Origin of the sequence: Kocuria sediminis, from assembly GCF_009735315.1 — a bacterium.
Taxonomy (GTDB): Bacteria; Actinomycetota; Actinomycetes; order Actinomycetales; family Micrococcaceae; genus Kocuria; species Kocuria turfanensis.
The window spans coordinates 1-20,226 of record NZ_WOGU01000005.1 but is presented as its reverse complement, the minus strand read 5'-3'; the positions used below and the strand labels follow the sequence as shown (position 1 = coordinate 20,226).

Sequence of the window (20,226 nt, the reverse complement as noted above, 5' to 3'; positions counted from 1 at the left end):
GGCCGGTCACCGCGACACCGGGTCCTCCGGGGCCAGCAGGTGCAGCTCGGACCGCCGGGGCATGCCCTCCCAGTCGCCGGGCACCAGACAGGCGAAAGCCCCGACCTGTGTCGCGGTGCGCAGCCGCCGGTCGGCCTCCGCGCCCCCGAGCAGCTCCGCGAGGTAGCCGCCGACGAAGGCGTCGCCCGCGCCCACCGTGTCGACCACGCGCACCGGCACGGCCTCCCGGGCGTACTCCTTCCCGTCGATCAGTGCCAGGCACCCCTGGTCGCCGCGCTTGAGGACGGCCTGGGACGGACCCTCCGCGGCCATCCGGCGCGCGAGCTCCCGGGGGTCGGAGGCCGGGCCGACGGCGATCCCGGCCTCGTCGTCACCCGCGAAGACGATGTCCACCTTGGCCATGATGCGGCGGAACTGCTCACCGGCCTCCTCCCGCGACCACAGGGCGGCACGGTAGTTGAGATCGAAGGACACCGGGACGCCGGCCTCCCGGGCGAGGTCGATGGCGTGGTGGGTCGCCGCGGCCGCCGACGGCGACAGGGCGGGCGTGATGCCGGTGACGTGCAGCAGCCGCGCCCCCGTGACGAGATCGTCCGGCACGTCCTCGGGCTCGAGCCGGGAGCCGGCGCTGCCCGCACGGTAGTACCAGACCTTGAGCGCGTCGGCGGTTCGGCGCTCCTTGATCATCAGCCCGGTGGGAGCGGACTCGTCCCGGACGGGCACGACGTCGATCCCCTCGCCGCGCAGTTCGCGCACGACCAGCTCGCCCAAGCTGTCCGCACCGACACGTCCCACCCAGGCCACGGACGTGCCGAGGCGCCGCAGGGCGACGGCGACGTTGCTCTCGGCTCCGCCGATGCCGAGGCTCAGGGAGGGGACGTGGGGCAGGGGTCCGGGAGTGTCCGCCGTGAACAGCGCCATCGTCTCGCCGAACGTGACGACGTCCGGGGCCCCGCCGTGGACGACGCCGCTCATGCCGACTCCTTCGCCGCGACGGCCTCGGCCACGAGGGCGCTCAGCCTGCCGGCGCGGTCGGACAGCTCGCCGAGGTCCCCGCCCCGGAAGGCGTCCCGGAGCAGCGGCCCGCCCAGGCTCACGGCGAGCGCGCCGGCAGCGATCCAGTCCGCCGCGTCCTCGATCCCGACGCCCCCGGAGGGGACGACCTGGAGGTCCGGGAAAGGGCCTCGCAGCTGACCGATGTAGCCGGGACCCACGGTGGAGGCCGGGAACAGCTTCACGGCGGTGGCGCCCGCCTCCCATCCGGACAGCAGCTCGGTGGGCGTCAGCCCGCCGGGCAGCACGGGAACTCCTCGTGCCACCGCGCTCGCCACGACGGGCAGGGCCATCGTGGGGGTGACCAGGAACCGCGCTCCGCCGTCCATCGCACGCTCCGCCTGCTCCGGTGTGGTGACGGTGCCCACCCCGATCTCCGCCTCGTCGCCGAAACGGTCCACGAGCACGGGCAGCAGCTCGAACACGCCGCGGGTGCTCAGGGTGAGCTCGATGCTCCGCACTCCACCGCGCACCAGGGCCGCGACGACCGGTTCGTATTCGCGGGCGTGGTCGGCGCGCAGCACCGCGATGACCGGGTTCCGCCGCAGGTGCTGCGCCGCGGCAGCTCTGTCGACTGCGCTCATCGGGCCAGCCACCCCCCGTCGACGGGGAGGACCACGCCGTGGACGTAGTCGGCGGCGGGGGACGCCAGGAAGACGACCGCTCCGGCCAGGTCCTGGCCCACGCCCCAGCGGCCTGCCGGGATCCGGGCGGAGATCTGCTCGTTGCGCTCGCTGTCCGTCAGCAGCGCGGCGTTCATGTCGGTGGCGAAGTATCCCGGTGCCACGGCGTTGACGTTCACCCCGCGGCCGGCCCACTCGTTGCACAGCGCCTTGGTGAGCTGGGCCACGGCGCCCTTGGACGCCGCGTAGGCGGGGACCCGGTAGCCGCCCTGGAAGCTGAGCAGGGAGGCCAGGTTCACGATCCGGCCGTATCCGCGCTCCAGCATCGCGGGCGCGAACCCGCGGCACAGCTGGAAGACGGACCGCAGGTTGATGTTCATGACTGCGTCGAAGTCCTCCAGCGGGAAGTCGGTGGAGTCGTGCCGGATCTGCGTCCCCGCGTTGTTCACGAGGATGTCGACCCGGTGCTCGGCGAGCGTGTCCGCGATGGCCGCGGCGACGGACGCCTCGCTGCTGAGGTCCACGGCGACGTGGTCCAGCCGCGCACCGGCCGCCCGCGCCCGGTCGAGCAGTTCACCGGGGGGTGCGGCGCGCTGCATCGCGACGACGTTCGCGCCGGCCTCGATCAGGCCGGCGGCGATGCCGAGGCCGATGCCGCGGGAGGCCCCGGTGATGACGGCGGTTCGCCCGCTCAGGTCGAAAGGACTGGTCATGATGTGCGCACGCTCCTTGCACGGTCGTGGTCGAGGGGTGGCCGGGCGGGACTGACGAGGACCTTGAGCACGCCGCCGGCCGACATGGCCTTCTCGAAGGCTTCCTCGATGTCCTCGAGCGGGAAGACCTCCACCGGCAGGCGGCCCAGCCCCAGCGCATCGGTCTCCAGCAGCTGCACCGCCCGCTCCACGTCCGCGCGGGTGTAGACCCGGACGCCGACCACGGTGTTCTCCGCGAAGGTCAGGGCCTGGAGGTCCACCTCCGCGGGCTTCTTGTAGACGCCCACGAGGACGACCGTCCCCAGAACGGACACGGCGCGGCCGAGGGCGGCGGCCACGGAGGGGTGGGCGGCCGAGTCGAAGACGATGTCGGCGCCGTCGCCGTCGGTCGCGCGCAGGACGGCGTCCACCGGATCCGTGCCGGCGGGGACGGTGTCGAACCCGAGGCTCTCGGCGACCCGGCGCCGCTCCTCGCTCGGCTCGGCGACGAGGACGTGCCCGGCCCCGGCGTGCCGGGCCACCAGGGCGGTGAGCATGCCGATGGGCCCCGCGCCGAAGACCATGACCTGCTCCCCACCGGTCAGCCCGGAGCGGGCGACGGCGTGGACGGCCACGGCGAGCGGCTCGGCGAGAGCCGCCTCCAGCACGGGGACGTCGGGGCCGATCGGCACGAGGGCTTCCGGCGGCAGCGCCACGTACTCGGCGAGGGAACCCGGCTCGTCGATGCCGTAGAGCCCCAGGCGGCGGCACACGTGGGTGGCACCGCTGCGGCAGGCCGAGCACGTCCCGCAGGAGATCAAGGGCTCCACCGTGACGCGGGTGCCTGCCGCAGGGCCGGTCGGCGCAGCGGTCTCCACGACGCCGGTGATCTCGTGACCCATGATGAGCGGGGCCTGCGCTCGCGGGTGGGTGCCGTGCAGGATGGAGAAGTCCGTCCCGCACAGACCGGTGTACTCGACCCGGATCACAGCCCGGCCGTCGTGCGGCTCGGGCAGCGGCACCTGCTGGTTCTCCAGGCGGTCCGGGCCGGTCCACACGGCGGCCCGCATGGTGGCCCGGGTGGCGGACGTGGGGAGCGCGGATGTCATGAGAGCACCTCGGGGTTCAGGATGTTGCGCGGCGTGCGGCCCGCGCACACGTCCACCACGTTCTCGATGGTGCGGCGCTTGAGCTCGCTGTAGGACTCCTCGCTGTACCAGGCGGCATGCGGGGTGAGGACCGTGTTGGGCAGCCCGACGAGCGGACTGTCCAGCGGCAGGGGCTCCTCCTCGAACACGTCGAGGGCGGCGCCCTTGAGCCGGCCCGACCGCAGGGCCCGCACGACGGCCGCCGTGTCGACCACGCCGCCGCGGCAGGTGTTGACCAGCACGGCGCCCTCCTTGGTCCGGGACAGGGCGGCGTCGTCGACGAGGTGGTGGGTGCTCGCGTCCAGGGGGACGTGCAGGGACACGACGTCCGCCCGTTCCAGCAGGGCGTCGAACTCGACCGCCTCGATCCCCTCCTCCGCCTCCGTGCGCGGCGGGACGTGCGGGTCGCAGCCGATCACGGTGAAGCCCAGGGCGCGGGCCTTGACCGCGGTGGCGGCGCCGATCCGGCCCATCCCCACCACGCCGAAGACGAGCTCCTTGACCCGGTGCAGCGGCTTGACGGGCGTCAGTGCGTGTTCTCCCGCGCGCACGCCGCGGTCGAGCTGGACCACCCCGCGGACCAGGGCGAGCGCCAGTGCGACCGCGTGGTCGCTGACGTCCTCGGTGCCGTAGTCCGGTACGTTGCTCACCGCGACCCGGCGCGCCGTGGCCGCGTCGACGTCGACCGTGTCGACGCCGACGCCGTACCTGCCGATCGCCCGGAGCCGGGGGAGCGCCTCGAGGACGCGGTCGGTGACCGGGGCGTACTGCACCAGGATGCCGTCGGCGTCGCGCGCGGCCTCGATGACCTCGTCCTCGGAGCGGCACCGGGCCTGCACCACCTCCACCCCGTGCGCCGCCGCGACGTCCAGTTCCTCCTCGATCGTCTCGTGGTCACAGTCCGTGATGACGATCCTCATGCGCATCCACCCCTCACATCCATCGTTCGAGCACTGCCGTGATCGGGACCCCTGGTGCCGGACGCCGGGTGTGCCGGCGAACGGAAGCTGTCGGGGGAGTCCGTCACAGAAGCGATTTTCAACGTGACCCTAGACACACTAACCGAGGCGTGCCACAGTAGGAAACCGGTTTTCTAAACAGTTTTCCGAGAACTCCCCACCGCTGGAAGGTGCCCATGGCGAAGATCGAGTCGGTCGTCACCGACCACTACCGCGTCCCTCTGCCCGTCAAGCTGACCGACAGCATGCACGGCGACATGGACGACTTCGAGCTGATCACCGTCCGCATCACGGACACGGACGGGGTCCAGGGAATGGGCTACACCTACACCGTCAACGCCGGCGGCGCGGCGGTGGCGGTGATGATCGACCGGTACCTGTCCGACGTGCTCGTCGGCGCGGACCCGGAGCGCATCGAGGCGCTGTGGGAGAAGATGTGGTGGCACCTGCACTACGCCGGCCGCGGCGGGCACCAGACCTCGGCGATCTCCGCGATCGACGTCGCCCTGTGGGACCTCAAGGGCCGCCGATCGGGCATGCCGCTGTGGAAGCTCTTCGGCGGCTACGACCCCAAGGTCCCCGTCTACGCGGGCGGCATCGACCTGCAGTTCAGCACGGAGCGCCTGCTCGAGCAGGCCGACGGCTTCCTCGAGCAGGGCTTCCGGGCCATCAAGATGAAGGTCGGCCGCGCCAACGTGCGCGAGGACGTCGAACGGGTGCAGCGCATGCGGGAGCACCTCGGCGACGAGTTCCCGCTCATGGCCGACGCCAACATGCGCTGGAGCGCCGACCAGGCCATCGCCGCCGCCCGGGAGCTCCGCGCGTTCGACCTCGTCTGGCTCGAGGAGCCGACCATTCCCGACGACCTGCCCGGCCACGCCCGCATCCTGCGCGACGGCGGCATCCCCGTGGCCGGCGGGGAGAACCTGCACACGCTCCACGAGTTCCGGGCCGCCATCGACGCGCGGGCGATCTCCTATCCGGAGCCCGACGTCAGCAACTGCGGCGGGATGACCGTCTTCCGGAAGATCGCAGGCCTGGCCGAGGCGCACAACCTTCCCGTCACCAGCCACGGCGTGCACGACCTGACCGTGCACTGCCTGGCCGCCGCCCCGAACCGCGCCCACATGGAGGCGCACGGGTTCAGCCTGGAGCCCTACATCGCCGAGCCGATGCCCGTGGTGGACGGTTTCGTCACGGCCCCGGACGCACCCGGGCACGGCATCGACCTCGACTTCGCGGCCCTCGAGCCCCACCGAGCCTGATCCACCCACCCTTTCCGTACCAGCAAAGGACGATCCCATGGCACGCACGCACATTCTCCGCACCACAGCTGTCCTCGCTGCGGCGACGACCATCGCTGTCACCGGCTGCACCAAGAGCGCCGAGGAGGCCTCCGGCGGCTCCGGGGGCGCGGCCACCAGCGAGGAGGCCTCGCAGGTGATCGAGCGGACGTCGTCGGAGACCTGCACGAACCCGTCCCCCTCGGACATGCAGCTGTCGGAGATGAAGGTGGGCTTCTCCCAGTCGGAGAACGAGCAGAACCCCTTCCGCGCGACGGAGACCGAGTCCGTGCGCGCCGCCGTGGAGGAGAACGCGCAGGAGCTCGTGTACACCAACGCCAACAGCGACCAGGCCAAGCAGCTCAGCGACATCCGTTCGATGATCAACCAGGGAGTCGACGCGCTGATCGTCGCCCCCATCAGTGCCACCGGACTGCAGAGTGCCTTCGACGCGGCCAACGAAGCCGGCATTCCGGTCGTGACGATCGACCGGCAGACCGAGGGCACCCCGTGCGAGGACTATCTCACCTTCCTGGGCTCCGACTTCCGGGAGCAGGGGGTGCGTGCGGCCGAGGCCATGGTCGAGGCCATCGACGGTGAAGGCCGCATCGCCGAGATCCAAGGCGCGCCGGGAAGCGACGTCGCGACGTTGCGCACCGAAGGGTTCGAGTCGGTCATCTCCGAGAACCCGGACATGCAGATCGTCGCCCAGCAGCCGGGCAACTGGTCCACCAGCGAGGCGCAGCAGGTCATGAGCCAGCTCCTCATCTCCAACCCCGACATCAACGGTGTGTACACGCACAGCGACACCATGGCCCTCGGGGCGCTGACCGCGATCCAGAACTCCGGCAAGACCGCGGGAGAAGACATCCAAGTGGTCTCCATCGACGGCACGCGGGACGCCGTCTCGCGGGTGGCCGAGGGGGAGATCCATGCCGTCGTGGAGACCAACCCGCGGTTCGGGCCGGCGGCGATCCAGATGCTCGAGGACTGGTTCGCCGGTGAGGAGGTGCCGCAGGAAGTGATCATGAAGGATTCCCTCTACACCGAGGACAACGCTCAGGAAGCCCTGGACTCCGGGAAGGCCTACTGACCCGGGCCTCGACCGGTTGAGCCGAACGAGAAGAGACATCGATGTCCCAGCACGAGAAACCAGTAGTTCTGGAAGCCCGAAACATCCACAAGTCCTTCAACGGGGTGCACGCCCTCGAAGGCGCCTCCCTGACGCTGCGGGCCGGGGAGGTGCACGGACTCAACGGGGAGAACGGCGCCGGAAAGTCCACCCTGATCAAGATCATCACCGGGTTCCACCAGCCGGACGAGGGGGAACTGCTCCTCGACGGTGTCCCGGTGTCCTTCGGCAAACCGTTGGAGTCCCAGCACGCCGGTGTGAACACCGTGTACCAGGAGATCAACCTGATCCCGGAGCGGACCGTGGCCGAGAACATCCTGCTCGGCCGGGAACCGCGCCGGGCGGGGCTGCTGGACAAGAAGGCTGCCGTCGAACAGACCCAGAAGATCATGGACCGCTTCGAGCTGAGCATCGATCCGCGCAGCAAGCTCTCCTCCCTGGGCCTGGGCCTGCAGCAGATGGTGGCCATCGTGCGGGCCGTGGCCTTCGAGGCCAAGGTCGTGATCCTCGACGAGCCGACGTCCGCGCTGAACGGCAACGAGATCGAGGTGCTCTTCAAGGTCATCCGCAGGCTCCGCGACGAGGGCGTCGCCCTGCTGTTCGTCAGCCACCGGATGTCCGAGCTCTACGAGCTGTGCGACCGTTTCACCGTCCTGCGGGACGGGCAGTTCGTCCTGGAGAGCACCCCGGCCGAACTCCCCCGGGCCGAGCTGGTCAACGCGATGCTCGGCGGCGTCGAGCTGACGGAAGGCGCCGACGACCCCGACCACGAACGGGAGCGGATCGACCGTCTGGCTCACGCCGAGATCGGGCTGTCGGTGCGCCGTCTGAACTGGACCAGCCGTGTCCGTGATGTCTCCTTCGACGTGCGCAAGGGCGAGATCGTGGGCCTGCTCGGACTGCTGGGGTCAGGGCGCACCGAGACCTGCAAATCGATCTACGGTGCGGTGAAGGCCGACAGCGGTGAGATCCTCATCGACGGCAAGCCACTGACCCGGCCCACACCCGCCAAGGCGCTGGCCGCAGGGTTGGCTTACCTGTCCGAGGACCGCCGAAACGAAGGCATCTTCCCCGGGCTGAGCGTAAAGGAGAACATGACGGCAGCCGTGCTCCGGAAGATCTCCACGTTCGGTCTCGTGCCCCGGTCCGCGCAGGACGACCTCGTGCAGCAGTACTCCGAGGAGCTGCGCGTCAAGGCCGCCGACAGCGAGCAACCCGTCAGCGAGCTCTCCGGCGGCAACCAGCAGAAGGTCCTGCTCGCCCGCTGGCTGGCCATCGACCCGAAGGTCGTCCTGCTGGACGACCCCACCCGCGGCATCGACGTGGGCGCGAAGGCGGAGGTCCACCGGGTGGTCCGGGCCCTGGCCGACCGCGGCATCGCCGTGGTGATGACCTCGAGCGAGACCGAGGAGCTGCTGTCACTGTGCGACCGGCTGATCGTCCTCAACGAGGGCCGGGCCACCGGCGAGATGGATCCGCACGACATCGAGTACGAGGACATCCTGTCCCTGCTGGCCGGCCAGGGGGCCCAGACCGAGGCCGGGACACCACCTGCTGGAGGAACCGCATGACCACGCAGACACAGGAGCAGACGGCTCCAGGCCAGACACAGAAACCGCCGAGGCACGGCACCGCGCTGGAATGGGCAGGCAAGTACTCCGTCTACCTCGCCCTGGTGGCGCTGGTCCTCGTCAACCTCGTCGTGACCAACGGCTTCGCCAGCGTCCTGACGCTGGAGAACATCCTCTTCGGCGCGGCACCCATCATCCTCATCGCCGTGGGCCAGACCCTGGCGATCGGCACCGGGGGCATCGACCTGTCCGTCGGCTCAGTGATGGCCTTCTCCTCCGCTGTGATCGCCCTGTACCTCGGCTACGGAGAGGTCGCGGCGCTGATCATCGCCGTCCTCGCGGCAGCATTGATCGGCACCTTCAACGGGTCCTTGATCGCGTTCCTGAAAATCAATCCGCTGATCACCGGGCTCGGCCTGCTGGTGGCGGTCCGCGGTCTCGCCCAGGCGGTCTCCGGCGGCTCGCGCAACAGCATCCCACCGGGGGGCCTCTTCACCTGGCTGGGCACCGCCGCGTGGTCCGGGATCCCCGCCGTGGCAGTCATCGCCTTCGCGGTGGCCGGGATCGTCGCACTGCTGGTCCGCCGCACCACGTTCGGCCGCTACGCACTGTTCGCCGGATCCAACCGGGACGCCGCCTTCCTGACGGGCACACCGCGCAACACCATGCTGGTGAGCATCTACACGCTCAGTGCCACGCTCGCCGGAATTGCCGGCGTCATGGCCTCGGCTCGCATCGGCGCCTCGGACCCCAGCTTCATCGGCATCAACCTCGAACTGACGGCCATCGCGGCGGTCGTGATCGGCGGCACCCCGCTCGTCGGAGGACGAATCACCGTCCTCGGGACCGTGGCCGCCGCACTGTTCCTGCAGCTGATCGACACGACATTCGTGATGAACGACATCAACTTTGCCTACGCCCAGATCCTGAAGGCTGCGCTCATCGTGGCCGCCCTGTATCTGCAGCGTTCGTGGAAGGACGCACGATGACCACCACGGTCTCCTCTCGCACGACCTCCGATGCCACGGCCAGGCGCCGGCGACTGCTGGAACTCGTCCAGTCCTACGGCGTGATCGGCGCGCTCCTCCTGCTCGGACTCGTCGCCACGGCCTTCTCGCCCAGCTTCGCCAACCCGGGCAACCTCACCGGCATCGTCACGGCGGCCTGTTTCATCGGCCTGATCACCATCGGTCAGAGCTTCGTGCTCATCTCCGGCGGGATCGACCTCTCCGTCGGATCGATGGTCGGGCTCGGAACGGTCGTCGCAGCCCTGGCCGCCCCGTACGGGTGGGGTCTTGCCCTGACCGCTCCCATCCTGGCGGGTGCAGTCATGGGGCTGATCAACGGGCTGCTGATCGGCAAGGCCCGCATGGCGCCGTTCATCGTCACGCTCTCGGCGCTGCTCGCGGTGAAAGGCATCGCCCTGGTCCTCGCGGGCTCCAGCATCGTCATCACCGGAGGGACCTTCACCACGATCGGCAACGGTTCCCTGCTCGGAGTCTCGAACCTGATCTGGATCCTCCTCGCCGCCTTCGCCCTGGCTGCCCTGGTGCTCAATCGAACCACCTTCGGATCGAGGGTCTTCGCCCTGGGCGGGAACGAGGACGCGGCCAAGATGCTGGGCGTGGACGTGGGCAACGTCAAGGTCGCGGTCTACACGATCAGCGGCGCACTGGCCGGTCTGGCCGGAGCGCTGCTCGCGTCCCGCCTCTCCTCCGGCGTCGCCACGCTCGGCACCGGCTACGAACTCCGTTCCATCGCGGCAGCCGTGATCGGAGGGGTCCTGCTGACGGGCGGCGTGGGCAGCATGCTCGGCGCGCTCTGCGGCGCCCTGCTCATCGCCACCATCGGCAACGTCATCAACCAGATCGGCTCCCTCAACGCCTACTACCAGGATCTGGCCACCGGCCTCTTCCTCGTCCTGGCCGTCGTGGTCCAGGGCGTCCTGACCAACCGGCGCAGACAATGACCGCGTCCGCGCCGGGCCACCGCCACACACCACTCACCACCACGAAGGGAAACAGCATGGGAACGCTCGAGAACAAGGTCGCCCTCATCACCGGCGCAGCCTCCGGCATGGGCAAGGCGATGGCACACGGCTACGCGGCCGAGGGAGCGCACGTCGTCATCGCGGACCTCAACCTGGCCGGCGCCGAGGCCGTGGCCGAGGAGATCCGCAGCGCCGGGGGCGCGGCATCGGCCAAGGCCTTCAACGTCACCGACACCGAGGCGTCGAAGGAGCTCGTGGACGCGATCGTGACGGAGCAGGGAAGCCTGGACATCCTCGTCAACAACGCCGGCATCGGCTTGATCAAGACCGTGTGGGAGACGACGCCCGCGGAGTGGGACAGGATCTTCGACGTCAACGTCAAGGGCCTGTTCTTCCTCTCCCAGGCCGCCAGCGAACCGATGCGCCGGCAGGGCAGCGGGAAGATCATCAACATGGCCTCCGTGGCCGGCCGGCGCGGCGAGGGCCTGGTGTCGGCGTACTGCGCGTCCAAGGCCACGGTCATCTCCATCACCCAGTCCGTGGCGCTCGCCCTGGCCCCCTACGGCGTCAACGTCAACGCCATGGCGCCCGGCGTGGTCGACACCCCCTACTGGAAGGAGGTCGACAAGCAGTTCGGTGAGATCACCGGCAAGGCCGAGGGCGAGACCTTCAAGAGCGTCGCCGAGACCATCCCGCTCGGCCGCACCTCCGTGCCGGCCGACGTCGTGCCGCTGGCGGTCTTCCTCGCCGGACCGGGCTCCGACTACATCACCGGCCAGACGTACAACGTCGAGGGCGGCACCTACTTCAACTGACGGTCCCCGGCCGTCATGAGCACAGCCCCCGGCCCGACCCGGCGCCGGGAGGGACTCCAGCCACGGACACAGATGGAGGACATCTTGACCACCACGACAACGACTTCGATCCTGGGCAGCGGCACGCTCCTGGGGCCCGAGCCCAGGATGCTGGTCGGAGGCGAGTGGATCTCCACCCCCGCCACCCGCCCCGTCGACAACCCGGCCACCGGCGACGTCTTCACCGGCGTGCCCGAGGCCGAGGAGGAGCACGTCGACCAGGCCCTGCGGCGCGCCCGGGCCGCGCAGCGGACGTGGGGCCGCCTCCCCCTGGCGCAGCGCGCCGACGTCCTCGCCGAGATCGTGCGGCAGGTCGACCTGCACGCCGAGGAACTGGCCCGGATCGTCGTCGCCGAGCAGGGCAAGACGATCACGGAGGCGCGGGGGGAGATCCAGGGCGTCAAGAGCTTCTTCGACTTCGCCCTCAGCCAGAAGTACCGCAACGTGGGCGAGGTCGTGGCGCCGTCCCGGCCCGGGGCCCAGCTGACGATCCGGGAGGAGCCGGTCGGCGTCGTGGTCGCGATCATCCCCTGGAACTTCCCCGCGGCGATCTTCGCGCGGAAGGTCGCCCCGGCGCTCATGGCCGGCAACGCCATCGTCCTCAAGCCCAGCGAGGTGACGCCGCTCTCGGCGCTGGCCATGGCGAGGGTCTGCCAGCTGGCAGGGGTGCCGGACGGTCTCCTCAGCGTCGTCACCGGCCCCGGCCGCAGCATCGGCAAGGCCCTCGTGGAGCACCCCGTCACCGACATGGTCACCGTGACCGGGTCCACCCGGGCGGGCCGCGAGATCCTCGCCCAGGCGGCCGAGAAGATCATCCCGGTCTCCCTGGAGCTGGGCGGCAAGGCCCCCGTCATCGTGTTCGACGACGCCGACCTGGACCTGGCCGTGCAGGACGCCTTCGAAGCACGGTTCTGGAACTGCGGGCAGGTCTGCACCTGCAACGAGCGCACGTACGTCCAGCGGGGCGTGTACGACGAGTTCGTCCGGCGCTTCGTCGACAAGGTGCGGAGTCTCAGGGTCGGGGACCCCACCGACGAGTCGTCCCAGATGGGCCCCAAGGTCTCCGCGCCGGAGTGGGCCAAGGTCAAGGAGTTCGTGGACAACGCCGTCGCCGAGGGCGCGAAGATCGAGATCGGGGGCGACCGGCCCGACGGGGTCGACGAGGGCGGGTACTGGTTCGCCCCCACCGTGCTGACCGGTGTCACCAACGACATGGAGATCGTGCAGCACGAGGTCTTCGGCCCCGTGCTGCCGATCATCCCGTTCGACACCTACGAGGAGGTCATCGAGTGGGCGAACTCCACGGTCTACGGGCTCACCTCGCACGTGTACACGGAGAACATGCGGGTCGCGATGACCGCCACCGACGACCTCGAGTTCGGCGAGGTCTACATCAACCGGATCGGTCCCGAGGAGGTCGGCGGCTTCCACACCGGCTGGAAGCTCTCCGGCATGGGCGGTGACGACGGCCAGCACGGGTTCGAGCGCTACACCCACCGCAAGACCGTCTACGTCGACTACGGTCCGCAGCGGTAGGGCCCACCTCCGGCCGGCAACCGGGCGGAGCGCCGGGTCCCTCGCACGAGGACCCGGCGCTCCCGTCCCGATCGCCCCCGGACGCGGGACGGTCGGCGTCGTGGTTCACTCGAACCACGGGCGGCACCGGACCGGGTCCGGAAGCCCGTCGTCCACCGCACACACCGACCTGCAGGGGGAGCAGCCGTGGAACCCGCCACGCCCGTCCGGACGCGTGTCCGTCTCGTCGACGTCGCCGAGCTGGCCGGAGTGACGAAGTCGGTGGCCTCGCGCGTCCTCAACGGGGACACGACCATCAACGTGCGACCCAGCACCAAGCAGCGGATCCTCGATGCCGCGCGGACCCTGAACTACGCGCCGCACGCCGGGGCCAAGGCCCTGGCCGGCGCCCGGACCAAGGCCCTGGCGCTGCTGGTCCCGGACCTGATGAACGCGGTCTACGCCCGGATTGCGCGCGGCGCCTATCAGCGTGCCCGCGAGCACGGATACGTCGTGCTCCTCGCGGAGGACACGGTGGACTCGAACGCCCAGTCCGACTACACGGACCTGGTCGGCGCCGGACGCGTGGAGGGACTGCTCATCGCCTCCGCCCGGCAGGGACACCCCCTGCTGGACTCCGGGCAGCTCGACGCCATTCCCCACGTCTTCGTCAACCGCTCGGTGCCTGGCTCGGGACGGAGCCTGACGGTGGACCTGCAGGGCGCGAGCCAGATCGCGTTCGACTACCTGAAGGGCCTCGGCCACGAGCGCATGGCCCACATCTCCGGACCCGGTGTCCTGATGCCCGCGCAGGAGCGCGAGAAGGGCTTCGTGGCGGCCGCCTCTGCGGCGGGCTACCCCGCACCGTTCGTGGTGCGGGAGATCTTCGACGAGGCAGGCGGCTTCCGCGCCGCCCAGCAGATCATCGAGGCGCGGCCCGACGTCACAGCCGTCTACGCCGGGACCTTCTCGCAGTCGGTCGGCGCCCTGAAGGCGCTCCGGCGCTCGGGCGTCGACGTCCCAGGCGACGTGTCCGTGCTCTCCTACGACGACCTGCCTCTGGCGGAGTACCTGGAACCGTCGCTGACCACCATGTCGCTCCCCCTGCTGGGACTGGGACAGCTGGCCGTCGATGCCCTGGTGGCCCAGCTGCAGGGGACGCCGCCGCGGGACATCGTCCTGCCGGAGAAGCCGATCATCCTGGAGCGCGAGTCGACGGCGACGGTGAGGTCTCCCGGCACCGCGTGACCGCGGGGCTCCCCGCCCGCAGCCACGGCCCGGCGCCCCCGTCCAGGAGCGCGTCGCCGCAGCCTCACTGCTCCCGCAGCAGCGCCTCCACCGTCCGGGCGAGGTCCAGCAGGACGGCGTCCGAGCCCGGACCGCCCGCCAGCTCGAGGCCCACGGGCAGTCCCGCCACGGTGCGCCCGGCGGGAAGGCTGATCCCCGGTGTGCCGATGATGCCCGCGAGGTCGGAGTGGCGGGTGAAGGTCTCGAACGTGGGCACGCGGCGGCCGTTGAGCTCCACCGTCTCGTCGTCGCCGAGCGGGCGGGCCGTCACCGGGCAGGTCGGCTGCACCAGGGCCGTGACGCCCCGGGCCTCCAGCGCCCCGGTGTACAGCCGCAGGGCCAGCCGGCGCGCCTGCTGGGCGGCCCGGTACTCGTCCTCGGCGGCGCGGAACACCTCGGCCAGCTCCCAGATCCGCCGGACGTCCGGGCTGCCGATCCCGCCCCGGACCTGCTCCAGGGAGTGTCTGCCGCCCCCGTCCGCCAGGTACGCCTCCAGGTCCGGCAGGAACTCGTGCAGGGCGATCGCCATCCCGGCGGGAGCCGCGTGGTCCCGGGCCGGGGAGATGTCCACCTCGACGAGCTCCGCGCCGGCGGCCTCGAGCGTTCGCAGGGCCGCGCCGAACACCGTGTCCACCCCGGGCTCCAGGTCCCGGAGGAACAGCTCGGGGACGCCCAGCCGGACTCCGTGCAGCGGGCCGGGACCGCCGTCGTCGACCTCCAGGTGCCGGGCGGGGGGCGGACCGCTCGGGCGCTCGCCGGCCAGCAGCGCGTCCAGCAGGACGATGTCGTCCACGGTCCGGGCCATGGGGCCGATCGTGTCCCGGGAGTGGGCGATCGGCAGGACGCCCGACGACGGATAGCGGCCCAGCGTGGGCCGGAACCCCACGATCCCGCAGAGGGCCGCGGGGATGCGGGAGGAGCCGCCCGTGTCCGCGGCGACCGCCGCCGGGACCAGGCCGACCGCCACGGCCACCGCCGAGCCCCCGCTGCTGCCGCCGGCGGCCAGCGCGGGGTCCAGCGGGTGGTGCACCGGGCCGAAGGAGCCGTTGTTCGAGGTGATGCCGAAGGACAGCTCGTGCAGGTTGGTCTTCAGGAACAGGAGGGCGCCGGCCTCCCGCAGACGCCGCACCGCGGGGGCGTCCCGGACCACCACGTGGTCCTCCAGCGCCCGCGTGCCGCCCGTGGTGGGGAACCCGGCCACGTCCACGATGTCCTTGACGCCCAGGGGGATCCCCGTCAGGGGACCCCACGTCTCCAGGCGGTCCAGGGCGTGGGCGAGGGCCCGCGCCAGCTCGGGGTCCACGCTGATCACGGCCCCGAGCCGCTGGGCCGGCGGCAGGCGCTCCAGCAGGGCGTCGAGGTGCTCCACATGGCTGATCCGGCCCGCGGCCAGCTCCTCCCGGGTGGTGCGGATGTCCCACGAACAGGGACCGCTGAGGTCTGTGGTGAGCGTCATGGTCCATGGTGTCCACGGACGCCACCGGGCGGCAAGCGGTGTCCGCGGTCGGTGCGAGAATGGTGGGGCCGCCCGCAGACGAGGCGGCGTCGTCGTTCGTTCGCCCGTGCCCCCGCGCGGGCGCGGGGAGAGGTGGGCACGTGTCGGAGCAGTCGTCCGGGAGCGATCGGGAGTTCGGACGGACCCCGCCGCAGGACAACGTCGCGGAGCAGTCGGTGCTCGGCGGCATGATGCTGTCCAAGGACGCGATCGCGGACGTCGTGGAGGTGCTGCGCGGCGTCGACTTCTACAAGCCGGCCCACGAGTCCATCTACGAGGCCGTCATCTCCCTGTACGGGCGCGGCGAGCCCGCCGACGCCATCACGGTGGCCGACGAGCTGACCAAGCGCGGCGAGATCGAGCGCGTGGGCGGACCCGCGTACCTGCACACCCTCATCTCCTCCGTCCCGACCGCCGCCAACGCCGGGTTCTACGCCGAGATCGTGCGCGAGCGCGGGGTGCTGCGCCGCCTCGTGGAGGCCGGCACGAAGATCGTGCAGCTGGGCTACAGCTCCGACGGCGAGGTCGACGACATCGTCAACGCCGCCCAGGCCGAGATCTACCAGGTGGCCGAGCGGCGCTCCTCCGAGGACTACACGGTGCTCAAGGAGGTCATCGAGTCCACCGTCGATGAGATCGAGGCCGCCGGTTCCCGCGGGGAGGGCATGCGCGGGGTGCCCACCGGCTTCATCGAGCTCGACGAGCTCACCCAGGGCTTCCAGGGCGGCCAGATGATCGTGATCGCGGCGCGGCCGGCGATGGGCAAGTCGACGCTGGCCCTCGACGTCGCGCGGTCCGCGGCGATCAAGCACAACCAGACCACGGTGATCTTCTCCCTCGAGATGAGCCGCAACGAGATCGCCATGCGTCTGCTCTCCGCCGAGGCGACGCTGAACATGCAGGACCTGCGCAAGGGGCGCCTGCAGGACGAGCAGTGGGCGAAGATCGCCACCACGATGGGCAAGATGGACTCCGCCCCGCTGTTCATCGACGACTCCCCGAACATGTCGCTGATGGAGATCCGGGCGAAGTGCCGCCGGCTCAAGCAGAAGCACGACCTCAAGCTCGTGGTGCTGGACTACCTCCAGCTGATGAGCTCGGGCAAGAAGGTCGAGTCCCGTCAGCAGGAGGTCTCGGAGTTCTCCCGTGCCCTCAAGCTGCTGGCCAAGGAGCTCGAGGTGCCGGTCATCGCGCTGTCCCAGCTGAACCGTGGCTCCGAGCAGCGCCAGGACAAGAAGCCGATGGTCTCGGACCTCCGTGAGTCGGGCTCGATCGAGCAGGACGCCGACATGGTGATCCTGCTGCACCGCGACGACGTCTACGACAAGGAGTCCCCGCGCGCGGGCGAGGCCGACGTGATCGTGGCCAAGCACCGCAACGGTCCCACGAAGACGATCGTGGTGGCGTTCCAGGGCCACTACTCCCGGTTCGCCAACATGGCCCACGAGGGGCTGTAGAGCGCGTCCGGCGTCCGGCCGGACGCGAGCTCGGATCTCGGTGCCCACCGCACACGGGCCGCTTGCAGGGGTCCCTCGCCGGAGGTACATCCGGCGTCCCGGAGGATGACCGGATCCGTCCGCGCGCCGCGTCATTCGGCGTCCTCGTGCACCGCAGCGCGATGGCCACCTGGGCATTCGCTCTCCGCAGGCGTCGATCAGGACACCGTCGGTGCGGCGAGCCGCCCGTCTACTTGTATTTGCATTGGCACATGTCTGTCATCAGCATGACCGGTGCGCGCAGCAGCCCGCTCGGAACGCTTCCTGCGGTTGCCCCTCACCCGTCCGCAGGGAAGATGACTGATTCCTGATGACGGAGAACTGCCATGTCGGACCTCGCCTCTGATCGACGCCCTCTTCCCCTGGTGCTCAGTCTTCTGACTGCAGTGTCCCTGATCTTGGGGCTGGCTCCGCACCAACCCGTGTTCGCGGCTCCGCGCCATGGAGCAGGGTGCACGATCCAGGGCACCAGCGGCGCGGACCGTCTCGTGGGGACTCCCCAGGACGATGTCATCTGCGGGGAACAGGGGGACGACCTCGTCTCCGGCGGTGGCGGCGACGACACCGTGGTCGGCGGCAACGGGCAGGACGTCCTTTTCGGCGGCCCAGGGGCAGATGTCCTGCAGGGCGGAAACGGCAAGGATCTGCTGATCGGCGGCACCGGCCGGGACACCGTCGACGGCGGCAACGCCAAGGACGAGTGCGACGGCGTCTCCGACGGCGACGTGCTGTCCGGCTGCGAGTCCGCCGAGCCGGCGGGCTTGTCGGTCGAGGACGGCAAACCGGGGGCCGCGGCGGACCCGACGACAGCCAGGAGCGCCAGTACGGGTCCTCGGCCGCGACCTCCGACACGGACGCCGATGGCCTCACTGACGGCCAGGAGCACCAGCTGGCCCCGACGCCATCATTGTCCTGAAGACGGCCCCATGGCTCCGGAAGGCTGGAATGCTGACCATTCTCGATGAAGAGTTCGCACCGACCACTTCGTGCGCAGTCTTCGTGAACGCGCCCCTGGAGCGGATCACCACCTTTGAGACCGAGCGGGAGCGGACCCGGCTGGAACGGAACAAGGACAGACCCGAGCGGGAGCGGATACACGGTCCGGCCACCGTGGCCGTAGAACCGCTCAATAGTGATCTGGCCGAGCTGCTGGGGCGACTGGACCCGCTGGACATGGGCCCCGAGGCGACCATGGAACTGCTGGCGGAGACCGGTGGCGGGCGGTGGACGGCGCTCTTCGACTCCTCGGCGGCCGACCCGGCCGTGGACCGAGCCGTGGGTGTGCTGGCCGAGCAGCTGGGGACCAGGGGCGTGGTGGCGGCCTGGCGCCCGCACCCGGCGGGCACCGAGGCGGAGGAGGTCGACGCCGACGGGCAGTACCTGGACGAGGACGCCCTCGGTGGGGCCGGGGTGACCGGGTTCGCGATCACCGACCCGTCCGCCGGACCGCCCGACTTCTACCTCCGGCAGCTGCACGCCGAGTACGCCTACGACCAGTGGGAGTTCACCGACGACGGGGAGTACCTGGACTTCGAGGACCCCGCCGCCTATGAACTCCAGCGCATCCCCGACCGCCTCACTCCGGAACGGGTGGTGGCCTACTGCCGAGCTCTGGGCATCGACCCGTTCAACGCGCAGTTCTACGGCCCCCGAGCCGTCCTCCTCCGTCGCCCGGCCGAGCCTTTCGACCGGGTGCCCCGCAACCGTTGGCCCTGAGCCGGCGGTTCGGTCCGTGAGGGGCGACGGCGGTCCGGCCGGTCCGTGTTCGATCCCGACAGCACTTATCAGCGTGCTGACCCACCTGTAGGATGATCGCAATCGCAAAGCACATGCCTTTGTCATGAACGACCAGGAGCCCGCCATGAACCGCAACTTCTCCGCCGGTGCCGCCATCACGCTCGTTCTGGGACTGATCCTGGTCTTCGCCACCAGCGGCAACACGATCAGCCTGGGCTCCTTCGCCATCAGCCTGGTCACGGTGGGGTGGATCCTCACCGTCGTCGGCGCGGTGCTGCTGGTGATCTCCCTGATCCCGCGGCGCACCACCACCCAGACCCGGCACGTCGACCACACCGGCCGGGAGTCCGTCACCGAGCGCGACTCGCACCTCTGAGCCCGGCCGGGCGGACCCTGCGCTCCTGAGGCGTAATGGCCACGGTCACGGGACAGACCGGGACCACGGAAAAGGGGAGCGCACCCGGGCCTTCGTGGCCGGCGTGACGCACACGCCGCGAGAATCGGGTAATGTCTTCCCGTGGCTCCTGATGGAGCCACGAATGCGGCAGTAGCTCAGCTGGTAGAGCGCCACCTTGCCATGGTGGAGGTCGCGGGTTCGACTCCCGTCTGCCGCTCTTCCCGTCCCCTCTCGCAGGGTGAGACGGAGGACCTGCCCGTCATCGACGGGTCCAGGTGTAGAACGCATTCGCCGGCCGCCGATGTCCTCGCCACAGAGGTGGCGCGTGATCACGCGGATGCGCACCGCTCGATCACCACGAACCGACCCCTCGTCCACAGCACGTCCGCTGCAGCCCCGCCCGCAGCGATGCCTCGCCCCCCCCGGGTAGCGGCCGGCTCCAACAGCCGACGACGTCGCCGAGCGGCCCGGCAGGCACCACAGCTCCCATGGCCACCGTTCCGGCCGGGCCCGGCCCGCGTTGCTCAGTAGAGGGAGCTCACGCCGGCGCATGGTGCCGCATCGATCCGGCACCACATCCTCGGGTGGCTCACGGATCAGCACGACGACGCCGCCAGTGCCCCACCGTCCGACCGGCGGCTGTCGGGGAGGGGGCTGTGTGGTCCGTCAGCACGGACCCTCGGCATCTGAAAGTCCGTCGCAGGAAAGCTGCCCGATGCCTGTCCGAGTCTGCGGGTACAGCTCGCACGTGCGCCCGTGACGGGTGTTTTGACGGTGTGTGGGGGTGGGTGTAGTGTCTTCCGAGTTGCTGCGGGTGGGCGAGGTTGTGGCCCCGTGGTGGCGGCCGGTTGTACCGGTGGCTGGTTGTTCTCCGAGGTCGTTCTGGTGTTGTCGTGTCCTGCTGAGCGGGGTGCGCAAGTTGCGCGGGGCGGGGCGGGGAGGTAAATTAGCTGAGTCGCTGCGGCCGGGACGGGTTGTCCGGGGCCGGGAGGCG

The 20,226-nt window shown here is 70.5% G+C and carries 18 protein-coding genes and 1 tRNA gene; 13 read left to right on the top strand and 6 right to left on the bottom strand.

Annotation, left to right across the window (positions count from 1 at the left end; all coding sequences use genetic code 11):
- Nucleotides 1–6: 6 nt before the first annotated feature.
- Genes GMA12_RS07090 through GMA12_RS07070 form a run of 5 tightly spaced genes read right to left on the bottom strand, consistent with a single transcriptional unit; the run spans nt 7 to nt 4,436 of the window.
- Entirely contained in the window at nt 7–975 is a 969-nt protein-coding gene (locus GMA12_RS07090; protein ID WP_156268581.1) for a sugar kinase, read from the bottom strand.
- Complete coding sequence (locus tag GMA12_RS07085; protein ID WP_156268579.1) at nt 972–1,637, bottom strand: bifunctional 4-hydroxy-2-oxoglutarate aldolase/2-dehydro-3-deoxy-phosphogluconate aldolase; 666 nt, start codon at nt 1,635–1,637, stop codon at nt 972–974. Before GMA12_RS07085 ends, GMA12_RS07090 begins: the two co-directional genes overlap by 4 nt.
- Nucleotides 1,634–2,389, bottom strand: coding sequence for an SDR family oxidoreductase (locus GMA12_RS07080; RefSeq protein WP_156268577.1), 756 nt, complete (start codon nt 2,387–2,389; stop codon nt 1,634–1,636). Before GMA12_RS07080 ends, GMA12_RS07085 begins: the two co-directional genes overlap by 4 nt.
- Nucleotides 2,386–3,477: a zinc-dependent alcohol dehydrogenase gene (locus tag GMA12_RS07075; RefSeq protein ID WP_240898686.1), complete on the bottom strand. Its 1,092-nt coding sequence runs from the start codon at nt 3,475–3,477 to the stop codon at nt 2,386–2,388. Before GMA12_RS07075 ends, GMA12_RS07080 begins: the two co-directional genes overlap by 4 nt.
- Nucleotides 3,474–4,436, bottom strand: coding sequence for a C-terminal binding protein (locus tag GMA12_RS07070; protein ID WP_156268575.1), 963 nt, complete (start codon nt 4,434–4,436; stop codon nt 3,474–3,476). The genes GMA12_RS07075 and GMA12_RS07070 overlap by 4 nt, the downstream gene beginning before the upstream one ends.
- A 215-nt stretch (nt 4,437–4,651) precedes the next feature.
- Here GMA12_RS07070 and GMA12_RS07065 point away from each other — a divergent pair, with 215 nt between their 5' ends.
- The 8 genes from GMA12_RS07065 (at nt 4,652) to GMA12_RS07030 (ending at nt 14,068) form a co-directional block, all read left to right on the top strand.
- On the top strand, nt 4,652–5,740 hold the full coding sequence (locus GMA12_RS07065) for a mandelate racemase/muconate lactonizing enzyme family protein (RefSeq protein ID WP_156268573.1): 1,089 nt from the start codon (nt 4,652–4,654) through the stop codon (nt 5,738–5,740).
- Nucleotides 5,741–5,777: 37 nt separating this feature from the next.
- A complete protein-coding gene (locus GMA12_RS07060) occupies nt 5,778–6,851 on the top strand; it encodes an ABC transporter substrate-binding protein (RefSeq protein ID WP_156268571.1) in 1,074 nt (357 codons plus the stop codon).
- Between the two features lie 41 nt (nt 6,852–6,892).
- Nucleotides 6,893–8,461, top strand: a complete 1,569-nt coding sequence (locus GMA12_RS07055; protein ID WP_156268569.1) for a sugar ABC transporter ATP-binding protein — start codon at nt 6,893–6,895, stop codon at nt 8,459–8,461.
- Nucleotides 8,458–9,450, top strand: a complete 993-nt coding sequence (locus GMA12_RS07050; RefSeq protein ID WP_156268567.1) for an ABC transporter permease — start codon at nt 8,458–8,460, stop codon at nt 9,448–9,450. Before GMA12_RS07055 ends, GMA12_RS07050 begins: the two co-directional genes overlap by 4 nt.
- Nucleotides 9,447–10,430 (top strand): ABC transporter permease, encoded by a 984-nt coding sequence (locus tag GMA12_RS07045; RefSeq protein WP_156268565.1) that lies wholly within the window; start codon nt 9,447–9,449, stop codon nt 10,428–10,430. Before GMA12_RS07050 ends, GMA12_RS07045 begins: the two co-directional genes overlap by 4 nt.
- Nucleotides 10,431–10,486: 56 nt before the next feature.
- Entirely contained in the window at nt 10,487–11,266 is a 780-nt protein-coding gene (locus GMA12_RS07040) for a glucose 1-dehydrogenase (protein WP_156268563.1), read from the top strand.
- A gap of 84 nt (nt 11,267–11,350) precedes the next feature.
- The gene (locus GMA12_RS07035) at nt 11,351–12,841 is read left to right on the top strand and encodes an aldehyde dehydrogenase family protein (RefSeq protein ID WP_240898685.1); all 1,491 of its coding nucleotides are present in this window, start codon (nt 11,351–11,353) and stop codon (nt 12,839–12,841) included.
- Between the two features lie 186 nt (nt 12,842–13,027).
- Nucleotides 13,028–14,068 (top strand): LacI family DNA-binding transcriptional regulator, encoded by a 1,041-nt coding sequence (locus tag GMA12_RS07030; protein ID WP_162459593.1) that lies wholly within the window; start codon nt 13,028–13,030, stop codon nt 14,066–14,068.
- Between the two features lie 64 nt (nt 14,069–14,132).
- On the opposite strand, the gene GMA12_RS07025 is transcribed toward GMA12_RS07030, so the two are convergent.
- Complete coding sequence (locus tag GMA12_RS07025; RefSeq protein WP_156268561.1) at nt 14,133–15,563, bottom strand: amidase family protein; 1,431 nt, start codon at nt 15,561–15,563, stop codon at nt 14,133–14,135.
- A gap of 140 nt (nt 15,564–15,703) precedes the next feature.
- Between GMA12_RS07025 and dnaB the strand changes: the two genes are divergently transcribed.
- The 5 genes from dnaB (at nt 15,704) to GMA12_RS07000 (ending at nt 19,449) form a co-directional block, all read left to right on the top strand.
- Complete coding sequence (gene dnaB / locus GMA12_RS07020; protein WP_442354863.1) at nt 15,704–17,059, top strand: replicative DNA helicase; 1,356 nt, start codon at nt 15,704–15,706, stop codon at nt 17,057–17,059.
- 365 nt (nt 17,060–17,424) lie between these two features.
- Nucleotides 17,425–18,063, top strand: a complete 639-nt coding sequence (locus tag GMA12_RS07015; RefSeq protein WP_156268559.1) for a calcium-binding protein — start codon at nt 17,425–17,427, stop codon at nt 18,061–18,063.
- Nucleotides 18,044–18,814, top strand: a complete 771-nt coding sequence (locus tag GMA12_RS07010; RefSeq protein WP_156268557.1) for a hypothetical protein — start codon at nt 18,044–18,046, stop codon at nt 18,812–18,814. The genes GMA12_RS07015 and GMA12_RS07010 overlap by 20 nt, the downstream gene beginning before the upstream one ends.
- A 124-nt stretch (nt 18,815–18,938) precedes the next feature.
- Complete coding sequence (locus GMA12_RS07005; protein ID WP_156268555.1) at nt 18,939–19,211, top strand: DUF6458 family protein; 273 nt, start codon at nt 18,939–18,941, stop codon at nt 19,209–19,211.
- Between the two features lie 165 nt (nt 19,212–19,376).
- Nucleotides 19,377–19,449, top strand: a tRNA-Gly gene (locus GMA12_RS07000).
- The last annotated feature ends 777 nt before the right edge of the window (nt 19,450–20,226 follow it).

Coding starts and splice junctions, on each gene's coding strand:
- GMA12_RS07090 (WP_156268581.1), bottom strand. CDS start 975: ATGAGCGGCGTCGTCCACGGCGGGGCCCCGGACGTCGTCACGTTCGGC.
- GMA12_RS07010 (WP_156268557.1), top strand. CDS start 18,044: ATGCTGACCATTCTCGATGAAGAGTTCGCACCGACCACTTCGTGCGCA.
- GMA12_RS07005 (WP_156268555.1), top strand. CDS start 18,939: ATGAACGACCAGGAGCCCGCCATGAACCGCAACTTCTCCGCCGGTGCC.
- GMA12_RS07065 (WP_156268573.1), top strand. CDS start 4,652: ATGGCGAAGATCGAGTCGGTCGTCACCGACCACTACCGCGTCCCTCTG.
- GMA12_RS07070 (WP_156268575.1), bottom strand. CDS start 4,436: ATGAGGATCGTCATCACGGACTGTGACCACGAGACGATCGAGGAGGAA.
- GMA12_RS07085 (WP_156268579.1), bottom strand. CDS start 1,637: ATGAGCGCAGTCGACAGAGCTGCCGCGGCGCAGCACCTGCGGCGGAAC.
- GMA12_RS07050 (WP_156268567.1), top strand. CDS start 8,458: ATGACCACGCAGACACAGGAGCAGACGGCTCCAGGCCAGACACAGAAA.
- GMA12_RS07045 (WP_156268565.1), top strand. CDS start 9,447: ATGACCACCACGGTCTCCTCTCGCACGACCTCCGATGCCACGGCCAGG.
- GMA12_RS07015 (WP_156268559.1), top strand. CDS start 17,425: ATGTCGGACCTCGCCTCTGATCGACGCCCTCTTCCCCTGGTGCTCAGT.
- GMA12_RS07075 (WP_240898686.1), bottom strand. CDS start 3,477: ATGACATCCGCGCTCCCCACGTCCGCCACCCGGGCCACCATGCGGGCC.
- GMA12_RS07080 (WP_156268577.1), bottom strand. CDS start 2,389: ATGACCAGTCCTTTCGACCTGAGCGGGCGAACCGCCGTCATCACCGGG.
- GMA12_RS07040 (WP_156268563.1), top strand. CDS start 10,487: ATGGGAACGCTCGAGAACAAGGTCGCCCTCATCACCGGCGCAGCCTCC.
- GMA12_RS07060 (WP_156268571.1), top strand. CDS start 5,778: ATGGCACGCACGCACATTCTCCGCACCACAGCTGTCCTCGCTGCGGCG.
- GMA12_RS07055 (WP_156268569.1), top strand. CDS start 6,893: ATGTCCCAGCACGAGAAACCAGTAGTTCTGGAAGCCCGAAACATCCAC.
- GMA12_RS07025 (WP_156268561.1), bottom strand. CDS start 15,563: ATGACGCTCACCACAGACCTCAGCGGTCCCTGTTCGTGGGACATCCGC.